The following is a 25,996-nucleotide window of genomic DNA, read 5'->3' on the forward strand; positions in this document are numbered from 1 at the left end:
GCCGCCCCGTTCCCCGCGTCGGCCGCCGGTCCCCCGGCGCCGCGTCCAAAGTCTTCGGCTCCGCGACTTTGGTAGCGCGTCGCGCCCGCACCGCGCCGCCGGGCCCGTGCGCTGCGTAACTTTGCCGGCATGACACGTGCTGGACCGGAGTTCCGCTGGCTGCTGCCCTCGGCGGTGGCCGACCCCGAGCTGCCCGGCGACCGGGCCCGGCCGCGGCGCACCGTACGCGACTGGGCCGTCGACCTCTGCGTCTTCGCCGTCGCCGCGCTGATCGGCCTGATCACCGCGGACACGCTCGACAAGACGCCCGGCTACTCCGAGACCGTGCTCCTGCTCGACCAGCTGGTCGGCGCCGCCGCCTGCTGCGCGGTGTGGCTGCGGCGCCGGTGGCCGGTGGGGCTCGCGGCGGCGCTGGTCGTGGTGTCGCTGGTGGCACCGGTCGCGTCGGGCGCGTTCCTGGTCGCGCTGTTCAGCCTGGCCGTGCACCGGCCGTTCAAGCCGGTCGTGCTCGCGGTGAGCGGCGCCGCCGTGATCAGCTCGGTGTTCCAGCCCGTCCTGCGCCCCGACCCCACGACCGGCCTGCTCGCCAACGCCGTCGTGGGAACGGTGCTCGTCCTGCTGGTCACCGGCTGGGGCATGCTCGTACGCTCCCGGCGCCAGCTCGTCGTCGCGCTGCGCGAACGGGCCGCCCGCGCCGAGGCCGAGGCGGTGCTGCGGGCCGAGAACGCGCAGCGGCTCGCCCGCGAGGCCATCGCCCGCGAGATGCACGACGTGCTCGCCCACCGGCTCACCCTGCTCTCCGTGCACGCCGGCGCCCTCGAATTCCGTCCCGACGCGCCCCCCGCCGAGGTCGCGCGGGCCGCCGGGGTCATCCGGGACAGCGCGCACGAGGCGCTCCAGGACCTGCGCCAGATCATCGGGGTGCTGCGCAGCCCGGGGGAGGGCGCCGAGGACCGGCCGCAGCCGACGCTCGCCACCCTCGACGCACTGGTCGCCGAGTCCCGCGAGGCCGGCATGGAGGTCGTCCTCGACACCCGCGTCCCCGACGCCTCCGGTGTGCCCGCCGCCACCGGACGCAACGCCTACCGCATCGCCCAGGAGGCCCTCACCAACGCCCGCAAGCACGCACCCGGCGCCGAGGTCACCGTCACGGTCACCGGCCACCCCGGCGAGGGGCTCACCGTGGCGGTACGCAACCCTGCGCCGCCGGGCCCGGTGCCCGCCGTGCCCGGGTCCGGGCAGGGGCTCATCGGCCTCACCGAACGCGCCACCCTCGCCGGCGGCCGCCTCGACCACGGCCCCGGGCCCGACGGCTCCTTCACGGTCGCGGCCTGGCTACCGTGGCCGTCATGACCATCCGCCTGCTCATCGTCGACGACGACCCCCTGGTCCGCGCGGGCCTCGCGCTCATGCTCGGCGGCGCCGAGGACATCGAGATCGTCGGCGAGGCCGCCGACGGTGACGGCGTCGACCGGCTCGCCCTGGAGCTGCGCCCGGACGTCGTCCTCATGGACATCCGCATGCCCCGGGTCGACGGCCTCACCGCCACCGAGACGCTGCGCGCCCGCCCCGACGCCCCCGAGGTCATCGTCCTGACCACGTTCCACGCCGACGAACAGGTGCTGCGGGCGCTGCGGGCCGGAGCCGCCGGGTTCGTCCTCAAGGACACCCCGCCCGCCGAGATCGTCGCCGCCGTACGCCGCGTCGCGCAGGGCGACCCGGTTCTCTCGCCCGCCGTCATGCGTCAGCTCATGGCCCAGGTGTCGGGCGCGACGGCCGCACCCGGCGACCGGGCGGCCCGTGCCCGTGCGCGCGTCGCGCTGCTCGCCGAACGCGAACGGGAGGTCGCGGTCGCGGTGGGCCGGGGACATTCCAACGCGGAGATCTCCGCACGCCTCTATCTGAGCGTGCCCACCGTGAAGACCCATGTCTCGCGCGTCCTGGCCAAGCTCGGCCTCAACAACCGTGTGCAGATCGCCCTGTTGGTCCACGACGCCGGCCTCCTCGCCGATCCGGACGGCGACGTAGGCTGAACAGAACCGAACGGAGGGCGGGGCCATGCCGGTTGTCGATCTGAGCGAGCACGCCGAGGAATTCAACGCCGATCCCTATCCGATGTACGCCAAGCTGCGCGCCGAGGGGCCGGTCCATCTGGTCCGCACCCCGCCGACCGGTACGGACGTCTGGCTGATCGTGGGGCACGAGGCGGCGCGGGCGGCGCTCGCCGACCCCCGCTTCGGGAAGGACTGGCGCGTCCTGACCGACGAGGGCCGGACCGAACTGCCCGCAGGGGCCAACATGCTGGAGACCGATCCGCCCCAGCACACCCGGCTGCGCAAGCTGGTGGCACGGGAGTTCACCCCGCGCCGCATCGAGGCGCTGCGCCCCCGCGTCCAGGACGTCACCGACGAGCTCCTCGACGCGATGCTGGCCGCTCCCGGCCGCACCGCCGACCTGGTCGACGCGCTCGCCTTCCCGCTCCCCATGACCGTCATCGCCGAACTCATCGGCGTGCCCGACCTCGACCGTGCCGCCTTCCGCGTGCTGTCCAACCAGGCCGTCGCGCCGCTCACGGACGCCGGGGGAGAAGACGCCGTCCGCGAGATCGGCGGATACCTGGCGGGCCTGATCGAGGCCAAGCGGGCCGGGGGACCCGCCGACGACCTCCTGAGCGCCCTGATCCGCGCCGGTGACGAGGACGACGACCAGCTCTCCCCGGACGAACTCATCGGCATGGCCTTCCTGCTGCTGGTCGCGGGCCACGAGACGACCGTCAACCTCATCTCCAACGGCATCCGGGCCCTCCTGGCCCACCCGGACCAACTGGCCGCGCTGCGCGCCGACTTCGACGGGCTCATCGACGGGGCCGTCGAGGAGATGCTCCGCTACGAGGGCCCCGTCGAGACCGCCACGTACCGGTTCGCCCGCGAACCCGTCCAGGTCGGCGACGTCCTCATCCCGGCGGGCGCGCCCGTCCTGGTCGCGCTCGCCTCCGCGGGACGCGACCCGCAGCGGTACGACGATCCGGACCGCTTCGACATCCGCCGTGCCCCGCAGAGCCACCTCGCCTTCGGCCACGGCATCCACTTCTGCCTGGGCGCCCCGCTGGCCCGCATGGAGGGACGGATCGCGGTCCGCACCCTTCTGGAGCGCGCCCCTGACCTTCAACTGGCCGCTGGCGCAGGGGAGTTGGAATGGCTGCCCGGCATGCTGATCCGTGGTGTGCGCCATCTTCCGGTGCGCTGGTGACTCACGCCTTGCGCGCTGCCGCCGCCCGCTTGCGGTGCTCGCCGCGCAGCACGAGCGAGGGCCATTCGTCGCCGTACGCCCCGCAGACGCACAGCGACCACAGGGACCACTGCTGCGGCACCGAGTAGTACGGCACGAGGACCCGGGCGGTGCGCAGCCGCGACAGCTTCACCGGGACGAGTGCGGGCAGCACGTCCGGCGCCTGCCCGGCGAGGATCGCCCGGCGGCACGAGGGGCAGGCGGGCCGCCGGTCGGCCGCCGCCTCCCGCGGCCCGGTGCGCCGCCGGGCCCGCTGCCGGTGCTGTTTGCGTACGGGGGAGTGGGCGTCCTCGGCCGCCTCGTGCAGCGGGTTGTAGAAGCAGCGCCGGGCGGCCTTCGGTTCGGGCTGCCCGGCGGCGCGGGCGTGGACCGCCGCGAACCGTTCCAGGGCGCGGTCGGCGAGGACCGCGGCGGCCGCGAGGTCGGGCAGGTCGGCCGCCTCGTCGATGAGCTTGCCCGCGGCCTGGTAGGCGTCGAAGGCCCAGGTGCAGTCGGCATCGGCGAGCGGATCGGCGCCGGCCGGGCTCAACGTGTTGCGTGCCGACGGAAGTTCGGCCGTCCGCAGGACGTCACCGACGGCCGTCACCCGCGCCGACACCAGCCGGTCGAGCCTCTCGCGGGCGGCGGCCCACTCGTCGAGGACCAGCTGCTGCCGCTCCTTGGAGAGCTCCCCGGTCCGCTGCTCGGGCACGGTAGGGCGCAGCCGCTCCATGAACCACCAACGCTTCAGCACCTTGCCTCCCTTGCTCCCACCAGGGTAGGAGCCCCCGGGGCCGCCGGGGTGACAGGGTGCGCCCCGGCGGGCGACGCGGCGGCCCGATCCCGCCGCACGGAGGGTGCGCAAAGGCGGTGCGGGCTCCCGCGCGGGGCCGTATCGTCCGCCGTGTTCACCCATTCGCCCGGAAGGGGCACGCGTTGACCCGTGACGCCGTAGTCGATCTCGCCGCGCTGGGTGAGGACTTCACCCGCGACCCCTACCCCGTCTACGCGGAGCTGCGGGCCGGCGGCCCCGTGCACCGCATACGCATGCCCGAGGGAGCCGACGCCTGGCTCGTCGTCGGGTACGAGGCCGGGCGGGCCGTCCTCGCCGACGACCGGCTGTCCAAGCAGTGGAGCAACGCGGCACCCGGCGGGGGAGTGCGCCAGGTCTCCTCCGGCGTGACCATGCTCAGCTCCGACGCGCCCGCCCACACCCGGCTGCGCCGCCTGGTGAGCCGCCACTTCACGCCGCGCCGCGTGGACGAACTGGCCCCGCGCGTGCAGGAGATGGCCGAAGGCTTCGTCGACGCGATGCTCGCGGGCCCGGAGCGCAGGGCCGACCTCGTGGAGGCGCTGGCCTTCCCGCTGCCGATCACCGTCATCGGGGAACTGCTCGGCGTGCCCACGCTCGACCGGGACTCCTTCCGCCGCTGGTCCAACGCCTCCCTCGCGGAGCCCCGGCTCGAAGACCGCCTCGCCGCCGCCGAGAAGGTCACCGCGTATCTGACCCACCTCCTGGAGGAGAAGCGCGCGAGCCCCGGCGACGACCTCATCAGCGCGCTGATCCACACCGCCGACGAGGAGGGCGGCGACCGGCTGTCCCAGGACGAACTCCTCGGTATGGCCTGGCTGCTGCTGGTCGCGGGCCACGAGACCACCGTCAACCTCATCTCCAACGGCATGCTGGCGCTGCTCGGCCACCCGGACCAACTCGCCGCACTCCGTGCCGACTTCGACGGCCTCATCGACAACGCCGTCGAGGAGATGCTGCGCTACGACGGCCCGGTCGAGACACCCACGTACCGCTTCACCAAGGAACCCGTCGAGATCGCCGGGACGCTGATACCGGGCGGCGGCGAACTGGTCCTCGTGGCGCTCGCCGACGCGGACCGCGACCCGGCGCGCTTCGCCGATCCCGACCGGTTCGACATCCGTCGCGACGCCCGCGGCCATGTCGCCTTCGGGCACGGCATCCACTACTGTCTGGGCGCCCCGCTGGCCCGCCTCGAAGCGCGCGTCGCGGTGCGCACCCTGCTCGACCGCTGCCCCGACCTCACCCTCGACCTGCACCCGGCGGCGCTCCGGTGGCGCACCGGCATGATGATCCGCGGACCCCAGCGGCTGCCGGTGCGCTGGTAGCTCAGCCGCCCGGGATCTCCGCGATCTCGACCACCCGCCGTTCCCGGCGCGACACCTCGCACGCCTCGGCGATGCGCAGGGCGTGCAGGGCGTCCCGGCCGTCGCACGGGTTGGCCGCCTCGCCCCGCACGAGGCGGACGAACGCGTCGAGTTCCGCCTCGTAGGCGGGCGCGAAACGTTCCAAAAAGCCGGTCCATGGTTTTTCGGGGCGGCCGGGGCCGTGCGGCTCGGCCGAGGTCAGGGGGGTGCGGTCGTCGAGGCCCACCGCGAACTGGTCACGCTCTCCCGCCAGTTCGAGCCGTACGTCGTAGCCGGCGCCGTTGCAGCGGGTGGCCGTGGCGGTCACGAGGGCCCCGTCGTCCAGGGTGAGGACCGCGGCGGCGGTGTCGACATCGGCGGCGGCGCGGAACATCGCGGGCCCGGCGTCCGAGCCCGTCGCGTACACCTCGCTGACCTCGCGGCCCGTCACCCAGCGCACGATGTCGAAGTCGTGCACCAGGCAGTCGCGGTAGAGCCCGCCGGAGAGCGGCAGATACGCGGCGGGCGGCGGCGCCGGGTCGGAGGTCACCGCCCGTACGGTGTGCAGCCGGCCGAGCCGGCCCGAGCGGACCAGGTCGCGGGCTCGGGCGTAGCCGGCGTCGAAGCGGCGCATGAAGCCGAGCTGGAGTTCGGTGCCCGCCGCCTCGACCGCGCGGAGCGCCTCCAGGGTGGCCGGCACGTTCAGGGCGATCGGCTTCTCGCAGAAGGCGGGCAGCCCCGCGCCGGCGGCGGTCGCGACGAGCCCGGCGTGCGCCGCGGTCGCGGAGGCGATCACCACCGCGTCGACGCCGTCGAACGCCGCCGCCACCGTGGTCACGGCGGTCGCACCGGTCAGCGCGGCGACCCCGGCGGCCCGCGCCGGGTCGGCGTCCGCGACCACCACCTGCTCGATGCGGGGATGGCGGGCGAGGATGCCCGCGTGGAAGGCGCCGATCCGTCCCGTTCCGATCACTGCGATACGCATGGCCACACCGTGGCCGCGGCACGACGTCCTGTCAAGACTTTGTCCTGACAACCGGACTTCACGACTTCCCGTCAACATCCCCGGCGCATTACGCTCACCGGGTGCCCAAGCAGCCAAGACCCATGGCGGACTTCTCCCACCCGCTCCAGCTCAGCGTGGACCGCACCAGCCCGGTCCCGCTCTACTTCCAGCTCTCGCAGCAGCTGGAGGCGGCCATCGAGAAGGGCACCCTGACGCCCGGCAGCCTCCTCGGCAACGAGATCGACCTGGCCCAGCGGCTCGGGCTGTCCCGGCCCACCGTCCGCCAGGCCATCCAGGGCCTCGTCGACAAGGGCCTCCTGGTGCGCCGCCGGGGTGTCGGCACCCAGGTCGTGCACAGCCAGGTCAAGCGCCCGCTCGAACTGAGCAGTCTCTACGACGACCTGGAGGCGGCCGGCCAGAAGCCCGCGACCACCGTGCTCCGCAACGCCGTCGAGCCGGCCACCGCCGAGGTCGCCGCCGCGCTCGGCATCGCCGAGGGCAGCGACGTCCACCTGGTGGAGCGGCTGCGGTACGCGCACGGCGAGCCGATGGCGCGGCTGCGCAACCACCTGCCGCCCGGCCTGCTGCCGCTGGAGACCCCGTATCTGGAAGGCACCGGGCTCTACCGGCTGATGCGCGGCGCGGGCATCACCCTGCACAGCGCGCGCCAGACCGTGGGGGCGCGGGCGGCCACCGCGCAGGAGGCCGGCCTCCTGGCCGAGGCGGCGGGCGCGCCGCTGCTCACCATGGAGCGGACCACGTTCGACGACACCGGCCGGGCCGTCGAGTTCGGCTCGCACCTCTACCGGGCCTCGCGCTACTCCTTCGAGTTCCAGCTCCTCGTACGCGCCTGAGTCCCGGCGCGGACCCGTGAGCCACGCCGGGTAAGAATGTTCGGACAAAGTATTGACGGTGTCATGGCGCCGCCGCTAGAACTCACGTGCCGCAACCGGGCGGCCGGGACGGAAGGCGGACCCCATGCGCACACCCCGCACACCCCGCACGGCAACCACGGCGGTCCTGGCGGTCACCGCGCTGGCGCTCGCGCTGGGCGGGTGCAGCGGTTCCGGCGGCAGGAGTTCCGAGGACAGCGGGTCGGGATCACCGGGCGGCGGCCAGGGGGTGACCACCCCGCGCCTGAAGATCGCCATGGTGACCCACTCGGGCGAGGGTGACACGTTCTGGGACATCGTGCAGAGCGGCGCGAAGCAGGCCGCGGCCAAGGACAACGTCGACTTCCTGTACTCGGCGAACAAGGAGGGTCAGCAGCAGGCCCAGCTGATCCAGGCCGCCATCGACCAGAAGGTCGACGGCCTCGTCGTGACGCTGGCCAAACCCGAAGCCGTCAGAGACGTCGTCGAGAAGGCCGTCGCCGCGGGCATACCCGTCGTCACCATCAACTCCGGCGCCGACTCCTCGAAGGCCCTCGGCGCGCTCGGCCACATCGGCCAGGACGAGGGCGTCGCGGGCCGGGCCGTCGGCGACGAGCTCACCAAGGAGGGCAGGAAGAAGGCCCTCTGCGTCATCCACGAGCAGGGCAACGTCTCCCTCGAACAGCGCTGTGCGGGTGTGAAGGAAACGTTCAAGGGCAGCGTCGAGAACCTCAATGTGGACGGCACCAACACGCCCGCCTCCGCCTCGTCCATCGAGGCCAGGCTCCAGTCGTCCCCGGACATCGACACCGTCGTCACGCTCGGCGCGCCCATGGCGGCGGCCGCGGTCCAGGCGAAGGGCGACGCCAAGAGCTCCGCCGAGATCGACACCTTCGACCTCAACGCCGCCGTGGTCAAACAGTTCAAGGCCCACCAGATCGGCTTCGCCGTCGACCAGCAGCCCTACCTCCAGGGCTACCTCGCCGTCGACGAGCTGTGGCTGAACAAGACCAACGGAGATGTGATCGGCGGCGGCAGGCCGGTCCTGACCGGGCCCGCGATCGTCACCGGGAAGGACGTGCCGACGCTGGAGAAGTACACCGCCCGCGGTACCCGATGATCGCCCGCGCAGTCCCCGTGACCCATACTTGGGCGGCCGGGGCAGGGACCGACCAGCCCCGGGAGCACCCGGTGGTACAGCAAGAAGGGCACGGCGTCGTGGCAAGGGTTCGGACAGGGGTACGCGTCATGGGCGCGGTGCTGGCAGCGGTGCTCGGAGCCTCCTTGGCGGGGTGCAGCAGCACCGGCGGCAAGCGCGCCGAGGACGCGCGCAAGTCCGCGCAGGCCCAGGGCAGGGCCGCGGTGGACACGCCCCGCTGGAAGATCGCGATGGTCACCCACTCGGGCGACGGCGACACGTTCTGGGACATCGTGCAGAGCGGCGCCAAGCAGGCCGCCGTCAAGGACAACATCGACTTCCTCTACTCGCACAGCGACCAGGGGCAGCAGCAGGCCCAGTTCGTGCAGGCCGCGATCGACCAGAAGGTCGACGGGCTCATCGTCACGCTCGCAAAGCCGGACGCCCTCAAGGACGTCGTCGCCAAGGCCGAGAAGGCCGGCATCCCGGTGATCACCGTCAACTCGGGCTCGGAGAAGTCCAAGGAGTTCGGCGCGCTCACCCACATCGGCCAGGACGAGACCATCGCGGGCCGGGCGGTCGGCGACGAGCTCACCAGGCGGGGCAGGAAGAAGGCGCTCTGCGTCCTGCACGAGCAGGGCAACGTCGGCCACGAACAGCGCTGCGCGGGCACCAAGGAGACCTTCAAGGGCGAGGTCCAGAACCTCTACGTCACCGGCACCAACATGCCCGACGTGCAGTCCTCCATCGAGGCCAAGCTCCAGGCCGACCCGTCGATCGACGCCGTGGTCACCCTCGGCGCGCCCTTCGCGGACACCGCGGTCAAGGCCAAGGAGTCGGCCGGCAGCTCCGCCGAGATCGACACCTTCGACCTGAACCCCAAGGTGGCCGCCTCCCTCAAGGCCGGCACCCTCGGCTTCGCCGTCGACCAGCAGCCCTACCTCCAGGGGTACGAGGCCGTCGACCTGCTCTGGCTCTACAAGTACAACGCCGACGTGCTCGGCGGCGGGCTTCCGGTGCTGACCGGCCCCCAGATCGTCACCAAGGACGAGGCCGCCAAGCTGGAGGCGTACACGAAGCGGGGGACCCGATGACCGCCACACCCCTGGGCGGGGACGAGCGGCTGCTGCGGCGCTCGGTCTGGCGCAAGCTCCTCGGCCGCCCCGAGCTGGGCTCGGTGGTCGGCGCCGTCGCCGTCTTCCTGTTCTTCTCCGTCGTCGCCGACAGCTTCCTGCGGCCCTCCAGCCTCTCGACCGTCCTGTACGCGGCCTCCACGATCGGCATCATGGCGGTGCCGGTGGCGCTGCTCATGATCGGCGGCGAGTTCGACCTGTCGGCGGGCGTCATGGTGACGACGTCGGCCCTCGTCTCGTCGATGTTCAGCTACCAGATGACGGCGAACGTGTGGGTCGGCGTGGCCGTCTCCCTGCTCGTCACCGTCGCCATCGGCGCCTTCAACGGCTTCATGCTGACCCGCACCAAACTCCCCAGCTTCATCATCACGCTGGGCACGTTCCTGATGCTGACCGGCCTCAACCTCGGCTTCACCAAGCTGATCAGCGGCACCGTGTCGACGAAGTCCATCTCCGACATGCAGGGCTTCGAGTCCGCGAAGAAGCTCTTCGCCTCCCAGCTGAGCATCGGCTCCGTCGACCTCAAGGTCACCATCCTGTGGTGGTTCGTGCTGGTCGCGATCGCCACCTGGATCCTGCTGCGGACCCGCTTCGGCAACTGGATCTTCGCCGTCGGCGGCGGCGCGGACGCGGCCCGCGCGGTCGGCGTCCCGGTCTTCAAGACGAAGATCGGCCTCTACATGGGCGTCGCGTTCGCGGCCTGGGTCTCCGGCCAGCACCTGCTGTTCTCGTACGACGTGGTGCAGTCGGGCGAGGGCGTCGGCAACGAGCTGATCTACATCATCGCGGCCGTCATCGGCGGCTGTCTGATCACCGGCGGCTACGGCTCGGCGATCGGCTCCGCCGTCGGCGCGTTCATCTTCGGCATGACCAGCAAGGGCATCGTGTACGCGGAGTGGAACCCGGACTGGTTCAAGTTCTTCCTCGGAGCGATGCTCCTGCTCGCCACGCTGCTCAACGCGTGGGTGCGCAAGCGGGCGGAGGCCACGGCATGACGACCACCCCATACGAGCCGGAGGGGCGGACCGCCCTCGTCGAGCTCGACGACGTCAGCAAGTACTACGGCAACATCCGCGCCCTCGAAGGCGTCACCCTGGAGGTCCACGCGGGCGAGATCACCTGCGTCCTCGGTGACAACGGCGCGGGCAAGTCCACCCTCATCAAGATCATCGCGGGTCTGCACCGGCACGACGCGGGCACCTTCCGCATCGACGGGGAGGACGTCTCGCTCGCCAACCCGCGCGAGGCACTCGACCGGGGCATCGCCACCGTCTACCAGGACCTGGCCGTGGTCCCGCTGATGCCGGTCTGGCGCAACTTCTTCCTCGGCTCGGAGCCCACCCGGGGCAAGGGCCCCTTCAAGCGCCTGGACGTCGAGAAGATGCGCCGCACCACCCATGCGGAGCTGCTGCGCATGGGCATCGACCTGCGCGACGTCGACCAGCCGATCGGCACCCTGTCCGGCGGCGAGCGCCAGTGCGTCGCCATCGCGCGCGCCGTCCACTTCGGCGCCAAGGTCCTCGTGCTCGACGAGCCGACCGCGGCCCTCGGCGTGAAGCAGTCCGGGGTCGTCCTGAAGTACGTGGCGGCCGCCCGCGACGCCGGGCTCGGCGTGGTTCTCATCACGCACAACCCGCACCACGCCTACCTCGTCGGGGACCGTTTCGTGCTCCTCAAGCGCGGCTCGATGACCGGCAGCCATCTCCGCTCGGAGATCACCCTGGACGAGCTCACCCGCCAGATGGCGGGCGGCAGCGAGCTCGAAGAGCTGAGCCACGAGCTCCAGCGGGCCACCGGACCCGACGACCCGCGGTAGCCCCCTCGTGCCGCCCCGGGCCGACGGGGCGGCACCCGCACGCGAGGTCCGCGCCGCGTCCGGATGGCAGAATCGGCCCCGATGACCACGTACCGCGACTTCGCCCTAGCCCACCGGGGATCCGCCCGGTCCACGCTGCGCACCGTCGGCACCCGGGAGCGCCGCTCGCATCTGACGGCCCCGCGGGTGCCCACCGTCGGCATCGACATCGGCGGTACGAAGGTGATGGCCGGCGTGGTGGACGCGGACGGCAACATCCTGGAGAAGCTCCGCACGGAGACCCCGGACAAGTCCAAGAGCCCCAAGGTCGTCGAGGACACCATCACCGAGCTGGTCCTCGACCTGTCCGACCGGCACGACGTGCACGCGGTGGGCATCGGGGCGGCCGGCTGGGTCGACGCCGACCGCTCCACCATCCTCTTCGCCCCGCACCTGGCCTGGCGCAACGAGCCGCTGCGCGACGCCCTCCAGGCCCGCCTCGCGGTCCCGGTCATGGTCGACAACGACGCCAACACGGCCGCCTGGGCCGAATGGCGATTCGGCGCCGGGCGCGGCGAGGACCACCTGGTGATGATCACGCTCGGCACCGGCATCGGCGGTGCGATCCTGGAGGACGGGCAGGTCAAGCGCGGCAAGTACGGGGTGGCCGGCGAGTTCGGCCACATGCAGGTCGTGCCCGGCGGCCACCGCTGCGCCTGCGGCAACCGCGGCTGCTGGGAGCAGTACAGCTCGGGCAACGCGCTGGTCCGCGAGGCCCGCGAGCTGGCGAGCGCCGATTCCCCGGTGGCGTACAACATCATCGAACGCGTCGGCGGCAACATCCCCGAGATCACCGGGCCGCTCATCACCGAGCTGGCCCGCGAGGGCGACGCCATGTGTGTCGAGCTGCTCCAGGACATCGGACAGTGGCTCGGCGTCGGCATCGCCAACCTGGCCGCCGCCCTCGACCCGTCGTGCTTCGTCATCGGCGGGGGCGTCAGCGCCGCCGACGACCTCCTGATCCGCCCCGCCCGTGACGCCTTCAAGCGTCACCTCACCGGCCGCGGCTACCGTCCCGAGGCGCGCATCGCCAAGGCGCAGCTCGGCCCCGAGGCGGGCATGGTCGGCGCCGCCGATCTGGCCCGGCTGGTGGCCCGCCGGTTCCGCCGGGCCAACCGCCGCCGCGTCGAGCGCTACGAGCGGTACGCGAAGGTCGCCGAAGCCGTCCGCAGGACGGGCACCACCCGCACCACCCAGGAATCCGACTGATGACACCGCCCGACCGCCCCGCCGTGCCCCGCCAGTCCCCGCCGCCGGACGAGAAGCCCCCCGAGACCCGGCAGCACATGATCCGGCGGCGCTGGATCACCGCGGTCATCATCGTGCTGCTCATCGGTGTGCCCGCGGGCTACCTGGCGATCTCCGCGGAGCAGAGCCGCACCAGCGGCCGCGACAAGGAGTCGGAGGCCGCGGCGACGGGCCTCGTGCACGACTGGCCGTCCAAGGCCCAGCGGCGCATCTACGAGGTGCCGATCCCGATGGACTCCATCGGCGTGTACTTCTACGAGTCGAACAGCTGGAAGGTCAGCAAGCTCTACGCCCAGTTCGAGACGAGTGCGGCGGGCCTGGCCGAGTTCATGAAGAGCGCGGGCACCAGCACGGCCACGCTGAAGCCCGGCAACGTGACGATCGACGGCAAGGACGCGGCGAAGGTCCACTGGACCTTCCCCGGCAACCACGACTGGTCGGGCACCACCCGCACCGCCAAGGACCCCCGGCCGACCCTCGACATCACCGTCGACGAAACCAACCCGGACCGGCCGAACGTCTTCGTGGTGTCCACGACGACTCCCTGAGCCGGCCGGCCACGGCCGTCCGGATCCGGAGCGGCGGCGTGCGCCGTCAGGCCGGCAGCCGCTGGTGGGAGGAGCGGCGCGCGGCGGTCAGGAGCGCGTGGAACTGGAGGCCCGCCTGGTCGATGTCGTTGAGGGCCGTGGGGAACGGCAGCCGTACGTCCCGGTGCGACGCGGGCAGTTCGAGGCGCAGGGTCACGCCGTACCGGTCCATGGCCAGCGGCAGGGCGCGCACCACGCCGTGCTTCAGGCGGGGCTCGACGAGGCGGAGCAGCAGCGGGACGAGGTCGGGGTGGTCGTCCACGAGATGGGTGAGCATGCCGGCCTCGCAGGGCGCCATCGGATCGCACGGCGCCTCCTGCAACTCCTCCAGCGAGACGTACGTACGCCCCGCGGCGTCCTCGATGACGGCCTGGCCGAACTCCATGCAGGTGCTGTCGGGGGAGTGCGCGCTGTAGGCCTTCGCCACCAGGCCGGACAGGGTGACGCGGGCCCGCAGCCGGTCCCGCACGGGGGTGGGCGCGATGTCGGTGAGTTCGAGGCGTACGGGGATGCGGGGCCCCGCGGGCAGGGCCTCCGTGGGGTCGGCCGGGTCGTGCAGGTGGATGCGGCCCAGCGCGCCGGCGCCGTCGAGGCTGTAGACCTCCTGGTCGCGGCCGTCGGTGACCACGGTCATGGAGTGGGCCGCGGCGATGACGGACCGCACGCGCTCGGCGGGGGTCGGCTGGGGGGTGCGGGCACGGTGCGGGCGCATGCGGGTTCTCCCTGGGGACGTCGCAGAGACGCGAGTTCAACTTAGGTATGCCTAACCTAACCCATGGTGAGCGGGCGGGGAAGCCGTCCCGATTCCTCCCGCGCCGCGTGTCGCGGTCCCCGTGCGCAGCGGCGGCCCGCACGCGCTCAGACGCCGGGAAGCTCCCACGGCGCGGGGCCCGTCCCGTTGTTCCAGGCCCGCAGGAACGCCCCGTCGAGGCAGAGGATGGCGCACTGCTCGGCATAGCCCAGGGCGGGCTCGGTGAACTCGCTGGTCGTGACGACCACGGCGAGGTCGGCCTCGTGCACGGCGTAACAGGTCCCGCCGAAGCGCTGCAGATCCTGCGAGCCGACCTTGTGGCCGGCCCCGTAGCACTTGCACTGGACGACGAGGTGCCGGCCGTCCGGCGTCGTGGCGATCACGTCCGCGCCGAGGTCGCCCGCGCCGCCCACCACATGGACGTCGGAGCAGCCGTCGCGCTCGCACAGCCGGGACACCGCGTCCTCGAACGCCAGCGGGTCGATGTCGGCGCACTCCGCGGCCTCCGGGGCGCCGACGGTGGGCGGCAGCACCGGGGCCGGCTGTTCCGGCGCGGGCGCGACCGTCGTTTCGAGCGCCGCTCTGCGGGCCGCGCGGCGCAGCCAGTTGCTGCGTATCGCGGCGGTCGACAGCAGGAGGAGCGCGAGCAGCGCCAGGACGGCGCCGAGCGGATGGGAGTGCGGCCGTACCGCCGACTTGAAGGTCAGGGCGACTCCCCAGATGACGAGCGCGACCAGACCGAAACCCAGCGAGGTGGCACGCAGATCGAACGCCGGGCGCCGGCGGCGCGGAACGGCGGGGTAACGACGAACCGGCATCGTCATCGCGGGACTCCTTCGGATCAGCAAGATCACTTCCACGTCCGTCTGCCCGCCCGCGCCCCGTCCACGCGGTTCGGGCCGCTTCTGGGCCAACAAGCCTTACCGGGAGGGGAGTTGGTGCGGCCCGAGATGCCCCCTGCGCATGCTCGCGAACTCCACCACCGGCCTGCCCGACTACGCGCCCGCCCCCGGCTTCCAGCAGGCGGTCACCGCCAACCCGTTCCGCCGGTGGACCGCCGCCGAACTCGTCGCGCTCTCGACCGGCCGGCAGCCCTGGTACCGGCCGGGCGCCAACTGGAACTACTCGCACGCCAACTTCGTGCTGCTCGGCGCACTACGGCATGGGCGTGGTCGTCCTCGGCGACTGGGGCTCCCAACACCCCCTGTTCTTCGGCTACTCGGCGTCGATGGCCTACCTGCCGTCCCAGAGTCTGGCCATCGCCGTGTCCACCACGCAGGACCCCGGGTCCACGGACGGCCACACCGCGCACACCATCGTCCAGCGCATCGCCGCCGCCCTGACCCCCGGCCACCCCATCCCCGACTTCGGCTGAGTCAGCGGTCCGCCGCGATCACGATCACCCAGTCCCGCGCCGTCAGCCGGACCGGCTCCCGCTTGTCGGGGTTGAGCCGCACCCCGTAGGCCGGACCGTGCGTGGACCGGTCGCGCAGCCGGTATCCGACGGCGCACTCCCTGCGGCGGCGCGCCGCGGCGACCACGGTGGCGAAGGTGACCTCCGCTCCTGGCCGTACGTACTCCGTCGCCGGCCTCAGATACAGCTCGTTGCCGTCGGCCGTGAACAACTCCTCGAAGAGCGCGGCCAGATAGGGGCTCTCCGAGATCTGGCACATGAGCAGGCTGATGAGGCGGCCGCTCACGATGAAGTCGGCGCCCTCGCGCGCCGGTGCGAGCAGCCGGTTGCGGTCGTCCGACATCTCCGTCGTGAGGGGGATCTCCCGGCCCGTGGCCTCCTCGATCGCCCGCAGATGGAGCAGGGTGACCAGTGTCCTGTCGTCCACGTCGGGGCTTGCCTGGGCGGAGGCGAGCGCCCCGGCCGGCGCGTCGCCCGGATCGGCGATGACGATGACGCTGTCGAAGGACGGCACGTCTAGGGCGCCGAGGACGACCGGGTTGGTGATGTCCGCGCGGTGCAGGGTCACCTCCATGGGGCCCCGTTCCGCCGCCGCCTCGTAGGCGCCGCGCATGGTCGCGTCGTCCCCGAGGGCCACGACGTCCAGGGTGGTCCCTGGGCTCGCGTAGGAGGCGAGCTCCGCGACGATCAGGGGCGCGCGGCGGTTCCAGCCGAGCAGCAGCAGTCGCTCGGGCATCGCGGCGTCGGGGACGGCCGTGGCCATGGCCGCCGGGTCGACGTACGGCGCGGCATCCTCGAGGACCGCGGTGTCGTCGTCGCGCGAGATGACGAGGACGCGGTCGTCGGCCGCGATCGTGGTGTCGGTGGCCGGATTGAGGGCGACCGTGTCGTCGGCGCGCACCAGGCCGACGACCGAGGACGTCGTGAACGCGAGGAGGGCCTCCCCGAAGCTGCGTCCGGCCAGCGCTCGGGCGGGCACGGAGTAGAACTCGTCACCCGCGAAGTCCAGCAGATCCTGGTAGACGAGGGAGAGTCCGGGCTGCCGGGCGGTCTGCACGAGGAGCCGGGCGACGATGTCGTCGATGGCCAGGACACGTCCGCGCGGCCCGGCGGCCAGGGTGGCGGTGAGACGGTTACGGGTGTCACGGACGGCCGCCACGACGACCGCGGGGGCGGCGGGACCGGACTCGGTGCGGGGGCCGGGGCCGCTCGGCACGTCGGCGCCCGGCGCGGGCGCGTTGAGGGCCAGGAGCGTCTTCACCACGAGGGCGTCGCCGTCGTCCGTGCCGGGCGGCAGGACGAGAACGGCCTTCGCGGACCCGGGGCTTACGCGCGCGAGCACCGCCGGATCGGTGGTGCAGCCGTTGCGGCAGACGATGGTCGTGGTGCGGGTCGCGGTGATCCGGGCGCCGATCTCGCCCTCCATCTCCACCTTGTCCTTCGACGCCAGGACGGCGATCGCGGCCCGCGGCCGGTTGGAGTTGGCCGACACCAGCTCCGCGATGACGGGGAAGATCTGGTCGGACCAGCCGAGGACGACGGTGTGCCCCACCTCCAGGACCGTCGAGTGGCCGAGCCGCAGCTCCAGGATCCGCTGGTTGAGGCCGGTGGTGATCAGGCTGACCAGCGTCGACACGAACAACAGCGCCACCAGGGCGAGCAGCACGGACGCCAGCACGTACAGGGGAGCACCGACGGCGCCCCCCAGCTTCAGGGTCTGCCCGACGCTCACCCACACCGCCACGAGCAGCCCGGTGAAGGTCTCCGGGGGCCGTCGGTCCGTCCGTACGAGCAGCACGCTCATCGGCACGACGGCGAACAGACAGCCGAGGGTCAGCCAGCCGATGAGAGCGGGCGTGCTGCGCGACACCAGGGTGTCGAACCGGTACTGCACGCGCCGCCAGAGCGATGCCAGGTACCCCACCACACCTCCACCCACCGTTACGACGCGGGCGGCCCGTCGACGACCACCGTGCCGTTCAAGGTAGGGAGATCGGCCGGGGGGTGCCGTCGAACACGGCAGCCCTCACCCAGACGTATGAGGCGTACCGCCCCGAAGGGGTGAGCGACCGGGCTCGAACGGCTCCGGGCCGACCTTTCCGCGCCCATGAATCCGCAGGTCAGGTGGGCGGTTCGAGACGGATGTGCTCGATCGAGGAGTCCAGGAAGGCGGCCAGCGCCTCGGCTTCCGTCCGTACGGCAGCCCGTTCCCGTGCCGTCAGGTCGCGCAGGGGGCTGATGCGCAGGCGCCGCTCGCGCACGGTCCAGGTGGCGGTGACGCGTCCGTCCACGAGGACCGTGCGGTGGCCCGCCACGGAGAGGCCGAGGTGGGCGGCGTCGATGATGCGGCCGCGGTCCCGGTAGCCGAGGATCGCGTTGTCGAAGGCCGGAAGGAACCGGACGGGTGCGGGGGTGTCGGGGTGGGGGCGGGGCGCGTCGGGCAGGTCGAGCAGTTCGCGGCCGCGTTCGTCACGGAAGACGGCGAGTTCCTCCCGGACGGCCCCGAGGGCGGCGGGCAGGCCGGTGAGGCCGCACCAGGCACGCAGGTCCGCACGGGCGGCGGGCCCGTACGCGGCGAGATAGCGGCGCACCAGCTGCTGCCCGACGGGATCGGCTCCATCGGCGGGCAGCGGATCGACGTCCCGGCCCAGCCAGGTGCTCAGCGGCAGGTTCCGTACGCCTGCGGTCCGCTGCCACAGGCCGCGGGGCGGTAGCTGGGCCATGGGGATCAGGGCCGCGACGAGCAGTTCGCCCAGCACGCGGCGCGGCGGGCCGGTCCGGCGGTCCCCGAGGGCCCGTACGAGTTCGGCCATGGTGCGGGGCCGCCCGTCGGCCATCACCGAGCGGCCCGCGGCGGCGACCTCGTCCAGGTCGACGCCGGCCAGTTCGCGCGGATAGGTGCCCAGCACGCGGCCGCGCAGCATCGTGTCGTGGCGGGCCCGCCAGGCGAGCGCGTCGGCGGCCGTCACGAGGTGCACGGTGCGCCGCATCAGATGGGTGCGCACCACCGCCCGGCCGGTCAACGCCTCGTCCAGCAGGGCGGGTCGGAAGCCGGACAGGCGCGACCACAGCCCGATGAACGGTTCCTGGGGTTCCTGCGCCTGGAGCCCGCACAGATGGGCCACCGCCGTGGTCACGGAGGTGTCGGAGCGCTCCAGCAGATGCTGACGGGCGAGGGTGGCGCGATTGAGGGCACGGGCGTCCAGGACAGTCATGGTGTGGGTCGATTCAGCCGTCGGACGGGACGGTGGCCACGATGGCAGCGGTAGAGGACAGGAGGTGTCCGGTATTGCGGGGAGCATGGGCGCCATGCACAAGACGTCCGCCCGGCTGCTCGCCCTGCTCTCGCTCCTCCAGACGCCCCGTGACTGGTCGGGCGAGGACCTCGCCGAGCGTCTCGGCATCACCTCGCGCACCGTGCGCCGTGACATCGACCGCCTGCGCGAACTCGACTACCCGATCACGACGGTCAAAGGACCGGCCGGCGGCTACCGCCTGGAGGCCGGCGCCCACCTGCCGCCCCTGCTCTTCGACGACGAGCAGGCCGTCGCCCTGGCCGTCGCGCTGGGGACCGTGGCGTCCGGCGACACCTCCGAGGCCGACGCCCGCGTCCTGATGGAGCTGGGCCGGACCGTCCACGCCCGCGAGGAGCTGCGCTTCGACTACACCCCGGGCCCAGGCGCCGCCGAGGGCGTCCGCCGCGTGCAGCCGCACCATCTGGTCACCTGGCGGCACCGCTGGTACCTGGTGGCGTGGGACCTGGACCGTGAGGACTGGCGCACGTTCCGCGCCGACCGCGTCCGCCCCGGCACTCCCACCGGTCCCCGCTTCACCCCGCGCGACCTGCCGGGCGGCACCGTATCCACCTTCGTCACCGGCCGGTTCCGCGGCACCGACGGCACCACCACCGACTGGCCCTGCCGGGGCGAGGTGATCCTGCACCTCCCGGCCGCCGAGGTCGCGCCCCACGCCCAGGACGCGATCGTCGAGGAACTCGGGCCCCGTCGCTGCCGGCTCGTCCTCGGCTCCTGGTCATGGACCGGACTGGCCGCGGGTATCGGCCGCTTCGACACCGAGATCGAGGTCGTGGGTCCACCTCAACTGGCCGCTTCCTTCGCGGAGTTGAGCGCCCGGTACGCCCGTGCCGGTGGGGCGGCCGGTGCGGGGCTGAGCGGGGCGCGGCGAACTCCCGTTGCGGGGGCGGATTTTGAGCCGACCTGACGGTCACCGCCGGGGCGGTCGTGGCGCACGGGGCGGAGGAGATCGCGCCACATTGCGTTTCCCCGTCCAGTTTCGGCCGGTGCGCACCGGCGCAAGCGGAGGGGCTTGTTTCGGCGGGGATGCGTCTCGATTTCCGGGGAAGGAGCGGCGGTTCTGTGTGGATCCTGTGCGAACGTGTGCGCTCCTGGTGGCCAGTGGGGCTGCCGGCCTGACTTCCTGACGGGGGAAGATCGTGCGTTCACGTGCCTTCGGCATGCCCTTTCGGCATGCGCGCGCTTCATGGAGAACCTCTGTACTCGCCTCGGTCACCGTGCTGGGACTGAGTGCCTCGGCCCTGCCGGCCCTGGCCGGTACGGGCTCCGCGCCCGCACCCGTCTCCGCGTGGGGCCACACCGCCACGCGCGCCACCATGCCCGCGGTGAAGGTGGGGAAGAACAAGCCGCCGGAGAACCGGCGCAAGGCGGCGCCCAGCGCCGGGCGGAGCCAGTGGGAGGCGCGTCGCAAGGCCCAACTCGCGCACAGCGCAACGGCGTTGGCGCCACAGGGCGCCGCCGCTGCTCCGGCCGTCAAGGTGTACGTGCCGGAGGGGCAGGGCGACGTTCCCTGGCACCAGATATTCGACTTCCGCATCACCGACTCGCTCGTCGGGCGCGTCGACTACTCGACCGGCAACCTGATGCTGGCCGCCACCGACTTCGACATCGCCGGTGTCGGTGACGCGCTCCAGCTGACCCGCACGTACAACTCCTTCGACGGGCCCATCGGCCAGGTCGCCGAGCCCTGGTGGACGGGGTACGAACGCCACCTGGACACCTGGTTCACCAACGACGTGATCTGGTACGACTCCTCCGGTGCCACCGTCGACTTCCCGAAGAACGCCGACGGCACGTTCGCGACACCGGACGGCTACGGCAAGGACCTGAAGAAGAACAGCGACGGCACCTACACCCTCACCGACCGCAAGTCCGGCTCCAAGGACACCTACAGCGCGGGCGGTGCCCTGACCAGGGTGACCGACCGCAACAACGGCACGATCTCGGTCGCGGCCCACCAGGACGCCGACGGCTACACGGCCGGGTTCAAGCTGACCGAGGACCGCTCCGGGCGGACCGTCGACCTCGTCAGGACGAGTGCGACCCTGTGGACCGCCACGGACAACAGCGGACGGACCGTCACGTACGACATCGACGCGACCGGCCGCCTCGTGCGGTCCTGGGACACCGGGAACAAGTCCACGGCGTACGACTACGACGAGGACGGGCGCATCATCAAGGTGACGACGCCCGAGGCGCGCACCACGCTGTTCACCTACGACGCGGAGAACCGGGTCACCTCGATGCGGCGCGACGTCGCGGTCGGCGGCTCCGGCGGTGACGCCCCCACCTACACCTACTCCTACGACACGTCGAGCCGCTTGGCCGCGGGCACCACGACGGTCACCGACCCGCTCCTGAACGCGGCCACGTTCCAGCACGACGGGGACGGCGAGGTCACCAAGGTCACCGACGCGCTCGGCCATGAGCGGTCGAAGTCGTACAAGGCGCATCTGACGCAGACCGCCACGGACGCGATGGGCGTGGGCACCGGTACCGGGAACGTGACCACCTATGGCTGGGACACGCGCGGCAACCCGACCTCGGCGAAGCTGCCCACGGGAGCCACGTCCGCGGTGGCGGGCTGGTCGACGAAGGCGGGCCGGGACGTGCCCGCCTCGGCCACCTCGGCCGATGGCGACAAGACGGACTACGGGTACGACACGGCCGGCAACACCATCTCCGTGGCGCAGAGCGGCACCGGCGGTGGCTCCGCGAGCATCGACTACAACCCGGCGACCGCGACGTGCGGCGGTTTCCAGGGCCAGCGGTGCAAAGCCACCACGAAGATGAGCGGCACGCAGAACTCGGTGACGTCGTTCCACTACGACACCCACGGCAACCTGGACGCGGTGACACCGCCCACCCAGATCGGCAGAGTGACCTACCACTACGACGCGTTGGGCCGGGTCACCGACTCCAAGGACGGCCGCGGTGTCACCACCCTCTACACCTACGACGACCGGGACCGGGTGAAGAAGGTCGACACCGGGAGCTACGACACCGTCACCTATGTCTACGACGGCGACGGCAACCTGACCTCGCGCACCGACCGCACCGGCACGCAGACCTACCAGTTCGACGCGCTGTCCCGCGAGACGATCCGCACCCTCCAGGACGGCTCGCAGACGGTCCTGGCGTACACCGCCAACGGCAACGTCGATACCTACACCGACCCGTCGGGTGTCATCGACTACACCTGGGACAAGGCCAATCGGCTGACGGAGTTGAAGGACCAGGCGGGTCGCAGGACGACCTACGGGTACAACAACAACGACACCCGGACCGGCACCACCTACCCGGGCAACACGGTGCAGAGCGTGGACGTCGACGCGTCCGGCCGGCCCACCACCATCAAGACCACCTCGCCCAAGGGCACCCTCACACATCTGACGTACACCTACGGCTACGGAACCGGCGGCGCCACCGACGGCACGAAGATCCGCACCGCGACCGATGTCCTCGCCGGACTCAAGACGACGTACACCTACGACGTGGCGGGCCGTTTCTCCTACGCGAAGGAGGAGAAGGGCAGCACCCTCAACTCCTCCTGGCAGTACTGCTACGACCTCGCCGGCAACCTCACCTCGCAGGGCACCGACCCCGGCTGCCCGCGCGGCACCACCTACACGGTGAACGACGCGCAGCAGATCACCGGCAAGAACGGCTCCACCACGAACTGGTCGTACGACAAGGCGGGCAACGAGACGGCCGGGGCCTCCACGCCCGAGTCCACCCGCACCGCGGAGAAGTGGTCGGACTACTCGCAGCTGAAGTCCCTCACGGTGGGCGGCACCGCCTACGCCGGGCAGTACGCCTCCACCGACCAGTCCGAGCGCACCAAGCTGGGTCAAACCACCTTCCACAACGGCCCGTTGGGGCTTTCGGCGGAGACCACCGGCGGCGTCGACACCGGATTCAACCGGGAGCCCGGGGGCACCCTGAACTCCATGACGACCGGGGGCAAGGCCTACTACTACCTGACCGACGCGCTCGGTTCGGTGACCGCCCTCGCCGACGAGGCCGGCACCAAGGTCAACACGTACACGTACAGCCCGCGCGGGGTGTCCCGCACCACCACCGAGGCCGTCCCGCAGCCGTACCGCTTCGCCGGCGGCCACCAGGACCCCACCGGGCTCTACCACTTCGGCGCCCGCTACTACGACCCCAACGTGGGCCGCTTCACCCAGCCCGACCCCTCCGGCCAGGAGAAGAACCCCTACCTGTACGCCGAGGGCGACCCGGTCAACCGCATCGACCCGCGCGGGCTGCTCTCGCTGGACCTGGGTTTCGAAGCCTGCGACGTGCTGTGCCTCGGCGCGGGCATCAGCATCAATGACGACGGCAGCCTCCACCCCTACGTCTCCGCGGGGGCCGGAACACCCGGCGTGAGCACCGACGCGAGCCTCGCGTCCGGCAGCGCGAGCTCCGGCCTCACCGGCGAGGTGGCCTGCGGGTTCGGCCCCGCGGAGCTCGCGGTGGCCACGGACGGCTCGGAGAGCGTGGGCACCGGCGGCGACAGCGGGAAGTGCTCGGCCAGCGCCAAGTACACGTTCTGAGAAGGAGAGTGACGAGATGGACGACCTGGTGGCGCTGGCTCAGAGCGACCGGCCGGACGGCCCGCCCTGGTTCCCCTATGCGTTCCTGGCGGTGGCGGCGCTGGTCGGGGTCTTCCTCGTCGTCCGCTTCCTGAAGAGACGCCGCTAGGCGCGCGGTGGGGCGGCCCCCGGACCGGGGGCCGCCCCACCGTCTTTTCGTACCCCAACCCCAGCCCCAGCCCCGACCCCGACCCCGACCCCGACCCCGGAACGGTGACCGATGCACATCCTCGTGGGAGTCCTCCTCCTGGCCTGCGGTCTGGTCGCCGCGGTCTTCGCCCCCCGCCTGGCCACCTTCGGCGGCACCCGCGCGGGGCGCGCCTTCACCCCGTCCAACGTGGTGGCGTTCCGCGTCATCGGCTCACTGATCGCACTCGCCGGGGCGCTGTACGCGTGCGGGATCGTCGGCTAGTTCCCCGCACCTCCCGCGAGACGACGGTTGTCTGGCGCGGCGATACGGGGGAACAATGATCGCCGTCCGTGTCATCCCTCTCGACATGAAGGTGAGCCGCCCGACCCACTGCGCCCCTGCCCACCCGCCGTTCCTGCTTCCCTGAACGGGCGGTCTCTGAGATTGCGACAACTCTGTGTCCCGACGATCGTTGCGGACGGCCCCCACGCCGCCGCTCGACCCCGAATACCCCACCGCTGCCCGGCCGAGCCAACAGCCACAGCCACCGGCATCCGAGGCATCAGGGGCATCCCCCACCAACGCGCCGCCACTGAACCACCGGGAAGTCGCGTTGATACGCGCGGGTCTCGCCGTGGTCGAGCCGCAGGCCGGGGATGTGACGGTGTACTTCTACGCCATCCTCTTCGCCCGCTACCCCGAGGTCCGCGCGCTCTTCCCCGCCGACATGGATGTGCAGCGCGACCGGCTGCTACGAGGTCTGCTGCGCATCATCGAGCTGGCCGACGACCCGGACAACCTTGTCCGGTTCTGTGCCCTTCTGGGGCGTGACCACCGCAAGTTCGGAGCCCTGGAGGCGCACTACCCGGCGGTGGGGGAATGCCTGCTCACGGCATTGGGCCGGTACGCCGGCCCCGACTGGACACCCGAGATGGCCGCCGCATGGGCGAAGGCGTACAACACGGCGGCGGGCGTGATGGTGCGCGCGGCCGAGGAGGACAGCCGCATACGCCCCGCCGCGTGGCGGGCGCAGATCGTGAGTCACCTGCCCCGGGGCAACGGCATCGCGGAGATCACGGTGCGTCCCGAATACGTCTACCCGTACACCGCGGGCCAGTACGTCAGCATGGAGACGCCGTGGAGACCCTTGGCCTGGCGCCACTACTCGGTGGCCAACGCGCCCAGGCCGGATCACAGCCTCACCTTCCACATCCGCGCCGTGCCCGGCGGAGTGGTCAGCAACTCCCTGGTGTACCGCGCGGTCGTGGGGGACATCGTCAGACTCGGGCCGCCGCAGGGGGCCATGGCCCTGGACGCAGCCGAGGACCGCGACCTGGTGTGTGTGGCGGGCGGCACCGGACTCGCCCCCATCCGCGCCATCCTGGAACAGGCCGCGCAGACCGGCATGGGCCGCTACGTCGACCTCTTCATCGGCGCCCGCACCGCGGACGAGCTGTACGGCCTCGACGACATGCTCCGCATGGCGCAGCGCCACCACTGGCTGTCGGTCCGCGCGGCCGTCTCCCACGAGCACATCGTGGGCAGGCAAGGAAGCCTGCCGCAGGTGTTGCGCGAGTTCGGGCCCTGGGACCAGCACGAAGCGTTCCTGTGCGGTCCGCCCGACATGGTGACCTCCGCGGCCCACAACCTCATGAGCGGCGGCGTCCCCCCGGCCCGGATCCACCACGACCCGCTCGACGTCCCGGTCCTCAACACTCCCCTCGCCCCAGTGCGCGATTCCCAGGAGCACTCAGCGTTGTGACCAGCCCGTACCCCATACCCTCCCCAGGCGAACGGGCCCTCCAGGCCCACCTCGGCACGGCGGAGCGCGCGAACTCGTTCTACTCCCGCCAGGTGCATCCCGTGCTGACCCCGGCGATGCGGGACTTCATCGGGCGCCAGTCGATGGTGTTCCTCTCCACCGCGGACGCGGCCGGCCGCTGCGACTCCAGCTTCAGAGCCGGGCCGCCGGGCTTCCTGACCGTCCTCGACGAGGCCACGCTGACCTACCCCGAATACCGCGGGAACGGTGTCATGGCGAGCGCCGGCAACATCGCGGAGAACCCGCATGTGGGCCTGCTGTTCATGGACTTCACCCATCACCACATAGGGCTCCACGTCAACGGAACGGCCGGCCTGCTGGCCCCCGACGACCCGCGTATCACCCACGCTCCCATCCCCTTCGACTCCGCCCCGGGCCGCCAGCCCGAGCTGTGGGTCCACATCACGGTGCACGAGGCCTACGTCCACTGCTCGAAGCACATCCCCCACCTCGAACCGGCCTCGCGCCCCCGGCGCCACGCGGCGGACCAACGCCCCAAGGACAGCGACTACTTCGTCTGTACGGGCCTGCCGGAGCCGTCGTTCGCCCCAGAGGCGCAGCACCACCGCGACGGCGCCCCCGGGGTGGGCCAGGGAGCCCCGTCCTGGTGACGGTCCCGGTGGCCGCCCTGTGCCCGCCCCGGTGCTCCTGTTGACCGAGAGCCCTTTTCCCGCCTCCGCCCAGGCGGGAAAAGGGGCTCATAG

At 72.0% G+C, this 25,996-nt stretch carries 24 protein-coding genes and 1 pseudogene; 19 read left to right on the top strand and 6 right to left on the bottom strand.

What is annotated here, in order from left to right; all coding sequences use genetic code 11:
* Window positions 1-129 precede the first annotated feature (129 nt).
* From OOJ98_RS24610 to OOJ98_RS24620, 3 genes are read left to right on the top strand one after another with little or no spacing between them, the layout of a single operon-like run.
* Window positions 130-1,353 (top strand): sensor histidine kinase, encoded by a 1,224-nt coding sequence (locus tag OOJ98_RS24610; protein ID WP_267057195.1) that lies wholly within the window; start codon window positions 130-132, stop codon window positions 1,351-1,353.
* On the top strand, window positions 1,350-2,033 hold the full coding sequence (locus OOJ98_RS24615) for a response regulator transcription factor (RefSeq protein WP_267057196.1): 684 nt from the start codon (window positions 1,350-1,352) through the stop codon (window positions 2,031-2,033). Before OOJ98_RS24610 ends, OOJ98_RS24615 begins: the two co-directional genes overlap by 4 nt.
* A 25-nt stretch (window positions 2,034-2,058) precedes the next feature.
* The gene (locus OOJ98_RS24620) at window positions 2,059-3,249 is read left to right on the top strand and encodes a cytochrome P450 (protein ID WP_267057197.1); all 1,191 of its coding nucleotides are present in this window, start codon (window positions 2,059-2,061) and stop codon (window positions 3,247-3,249) included.
* 1 nt (window position 3,250) lies between these two features.
* Here the strand turns inward: OOJ98_RS24620 and OOJ98_RS24625 are convergent, their stop codons facing one another.
* Window positions 3,251-4,021, bottom strand: a complete 771-nt coding sequence (locus OOJ98_RS24625) for a hypothetical protein (protein ID WP_267057198.1) — start codon at window positions 4,019-4,021, stop codon at window positions 3,251-3,253.
* Between the two features lie 182 nt (window positions 4,022-4,203).
* On the opposite strand from OOJ98_RS24625, the gene OOJ98_RS24630 reads away from it, so the two are divergent.
* Window positions 4,204-5,406 carry a cytochrome P450 gene (locus OOJ98_RS24630; protein WP_267057199.1) on the top strand — a complete coding sequence of 401 codons (1,203 nt, stop codon included), beginning with the start codon at window positions 4,204-4,206 and terminating at the stop codon, window positions 5,404-5,406.
* A gap of 1 nt (window position 5,407) precedes the next feature.
* Here the strand turns inward: OOJ98_RS24630 and OOJ98_RS24635 are convergent, their stop codons facing one another.
* Complete coding sequence (locus OOJ98_RS24635; protein WP_267057200.1) at window positions 5,408-6,409, bottom strand: Gfo/Idh/MocA family oxidoreductase; 1,002 nt, start codon at window positions 6,407-6,409, stop codon at window positions 5,408-5,410.
* A 122-nt stretch (window positions 6,410-6,531) separates the two neighbouring features.
* Here OOJ98_RS24635 and OOJ98_RS24640 point away from each other — a divergent pair, with 122 nt between their 5' ends.
* The 7 genes from OOJ98_RS24640 to OOJ98_RS24670 all read left to right on the top strand — a co-directional run bounded on the left by OOJ98_RS24640 (window position 6,532) and on the right by OOJ98_RS24670 (window position 13,224).
* The gene (locus OOJ98_RS24640) at window positions 6,532-7,284 is read left to right on the top strand and encodes a GntR family transcriptional regulator (RefSeq protein ID WP_267058223.1); all 753 of its coding nucleotides are present in this window, start codon (window positions 6,532-6,534) and stop codon (window positions 7,282-7,284) included.
* A 124-nt stretch (window positions 7,285-7,408) separates the two neighbouring features.
* A complete protein-coding gene (locus tag OOJ98_RS24645) occupies window positions 7,409-8,422 on the top strand; it encodes a substrate-binding domain-containing protein (protein WP_267057201.1) in 1,014 nt (337 codons plus the stop codon).
* 128 nt (window positions 8,423-8,550) lie between these two features.
* Entirely contained in the window at window positions 8,551-9,534 is a 984-nt protein-coding gene (locus OOJ98_RS24650) for a sugar ABC transporter substrate-binding protein (RefSeq protein WP_267058224.1), read from the top strand.
* The gene (locus OOJ98_RS24655; protein ID WP_267057202.1) at window positions 9,531-10,568 is read left to right on the top strand and encodes an ABC transporter permease; all 1,038 of its coding nucleotides are present in this window, start codon (window positions 9,531-9,533) and stop codon (window positions 10,566-10,568) included. The genes OOJ98_RS24650 and OOJ98_RS24655 overlap by 4 nt, the downstream gene beginning before the upstream one ends.
* Complete coding sequence (locus tag OOJ98_RS24660; RefSeq protein ID WP_267057203.1) at window positions 10,565-11,389, top strand: ATP-binding cassette domain-containing protein; 825 nt, start codon at window positions 10,565-10,567, stop codon at window positions 11,387-11,389. The genes OOJ98_RS24655 and OOJ98_RS24660 overlap by 4 nt, the downstream gene beginning before the upstream one ends.
* An 81-nt stretch (window positions 11,390-11,470) precedes the next feature.
* A complete protein-coding gene (locus tag OOJ98_RS24665; protein WP_267057204.1) occupies window positions 11,471-12,637 on the top strand; it encodes an ROK family glucokinase in 1,167 nt (388 codons plus the stop codon).
* Window positions 12,637-13,224 carry a hypothetical protein gene (locus OOJ98_RS24670; protein ID WP_267057205.1) on the top strand — a complete coding sequence of 196 codons (588 nt, stop codon included), beginning with the start codon at window positions 12,637-12,639 and terminating at the stop codon, window positions 13,222-13,224. The genes OOJ98_RS24665 and OOJ98_RS24670 overlap by 1 nt, the downstream gene beginning before the upstream one ends.
* 46 nt (window positions 13,225-13,270) lie before the next feature.
* Here OOJ98_RS24670 and OOJ98_RS24675 read toward each other — a convergent pair whose 3' ends face one another.
* Together OOJ98_RS24675 and OOJ98_RS24680 are read right to left on the bottom strand one after the other, a co-directional pair.
* Complete coding sequence (locus OOJ98_RS24675; RefSeq protein ID WP_267057206.1) at window positions 13,271-13,975, bottom strand: DUF2470 domain-containing protein; 705 nt, start codon at window positions 13,973-13,975, stop codon at window positions 13,271-13,273.
* 146 nt (window positions 13,976-14,121) lie between these two features.
* Window positions 14,122-14,838 (bottom strand): restriction endonuclease, encoded by a 717-nt coding sequence (locus tag OOJ98_RS24680; RefSeq protein WP_267057207.1) that lies wholly within the window; start codon window positions 14,836-14,838, stop codon window positions 14,122-14,124.
* Window positions 14,839-14,977: 139 nt separating this feature from the next.
* Here OOJ98_RS24680 and OOJ98_RS34905 point away from each other — a divergent pair.
* Together OOJ98_RS34905 and OOJ98_RS24685 are read left to right on the top strand one after the other, a co-directional pair.
* Window positions 14,978-15,118, top strand: a pseudogene (locus OOJ98_RS34905) (serine hydrolase); the annotation flags it as partial.
* Between the two features lie 58 nt (window positions 15,119-15,176).
* Window positions 15,177-15,389, top strand: coding sequence for a hypothetical protein (locus OOJ98_RS24685; protein ID WP_267057208.1), 213 nt, complete (start codon window positions 15,177-15,179; stop codon window positions 15,387-15,389).
* A 1-nt stretch (window position 15,390) separates the two neighbouring features.
* On the opposite strand, the gene OOJ98_RS24690 is transcribed toward OOJ98_RS24685, so the two are convergent.
* Together OOJ98_RS24690 and OOJ98_RS24695 are read right to left on the bottom strand one after the other, a co-directional pair.
* Window positions 15,391-17,352 (bottom strand): NAD-binding lipoprotein, encoded by a 1,962-nt coding sequence (locus OOJ98_RS24690; RefSeq protein ID WP_267057209.1) that lies wholly within the window; start codon window positions 17,350-17,352, stop codon window positions 15,391-15,393.
* Between the two features lie 196 nt (window positions 17,353-17,548).
* On the bottom strand, window positions 17,549-18,643 hold the full coding sequence (locus OOJ98_RS24695) for a winged helix DNA-binding domain-containing protein (protein ID WP_267057210.1): 1,095 nt from the start codon (window positions 18,641-18,643) through the stop codon (window positions 17,549-17,551).
* Window positions 18,644-18,737: 94 nt separating this feature from the next.
* Between OOJ98_RS24695 and OOJ98_RS24700 the strand changes: the two genes are divergently transcribed.
* The 6 genes from OOJ98_RS24700 (at window position 18,738) to OOJ98_RS24725 (ending at window position 25,903) form a co-directional block, all read left to right on the top strand.
* On the top strand, window positions 18,738-19,649 hold the full coding sequence (locus OOJ98_RS24700; RefSeq protein ID WP_267057211.1) for a YafY family protein: 912 nt from the start codon (window positions 18,738-18,740) through the stop codon (window positions 19,647-19,649).
* Window positions 19,650-20,058: 409 nt separating this feature from the next.
* Window positions 20,059-23,301 carry an RHS repeat-associated core domain-containing protein gene (locus OOJ98_RS24705; RefSeq protein WP_267058225.1) on the top strand — a complete coding sequence of 1,081 codons (3,243 nt, stop codon included), beginning with the start codon at window positions 20,059-20,061 and terminating at the stop codon, window positions 23,299-23,301.
* Between the two features lie 16 nt (window positions 23,302-23,317).
* Entirely contained in the window at window positions 23,318-23,449 is a 132-nt protein-coding gene (locus tag OOJ98_RS24710) for a hypothetical protein (protein WP_267057212.1), read from the top strand.
* Between the two features lie 111 nt (window positions 23,450-23,560).
* Complete coding sequence (locus tag OOJ98_RS24715; RefSeq protein WP_267057213.1) at window positions 23,561-23,752, top strand: hypothetical protein; 192 nt, start codon at window positions 23,561-23,563, stop codon at window positions 23,750-23,752.
* 331 nt (window positions 23,753-24,083) lie between these two features.
* Window positions 24,084-25,232 carry a globin domain-containing protein gene (locus OOJ98_RS24720; RefSeq protein ID WP_267057214.1) on the top strand — a complete coding sequence of 383 codons (1,149 nt, stop codon included), beginning with the start codon at window positions 24,084-24,086 and terminating at the stop codon, window positions 25,230-25,232.
* Entirely contained in the window at window positions 25,229-25,903 is a 675-nt protein-coding gene (locus OOJ98_RS24725) for a pyridoxamine 5'-phosphate oxidase family protein (protein ID WP_267057215.1), read from the top strand. The genes OOJ98_RS24720 and OOJ98_RS24725 overlap by 4 nt, the downstream gene beginning before the upstream one ends.
* Window positions 25,904-25,996: the final 93 nt, after the last annotated feature.

Origin of the sequence: Streptomyces sp. NBC_00083, from assembly GCF_026343295.1 — a bacterium.
In the GTDB taxonomy this organism is placed as follows: Bacteria; Actinomycetota; Actinomycetes; order Streptomycetales; family Streptomycetaceae; genus Streptomyces.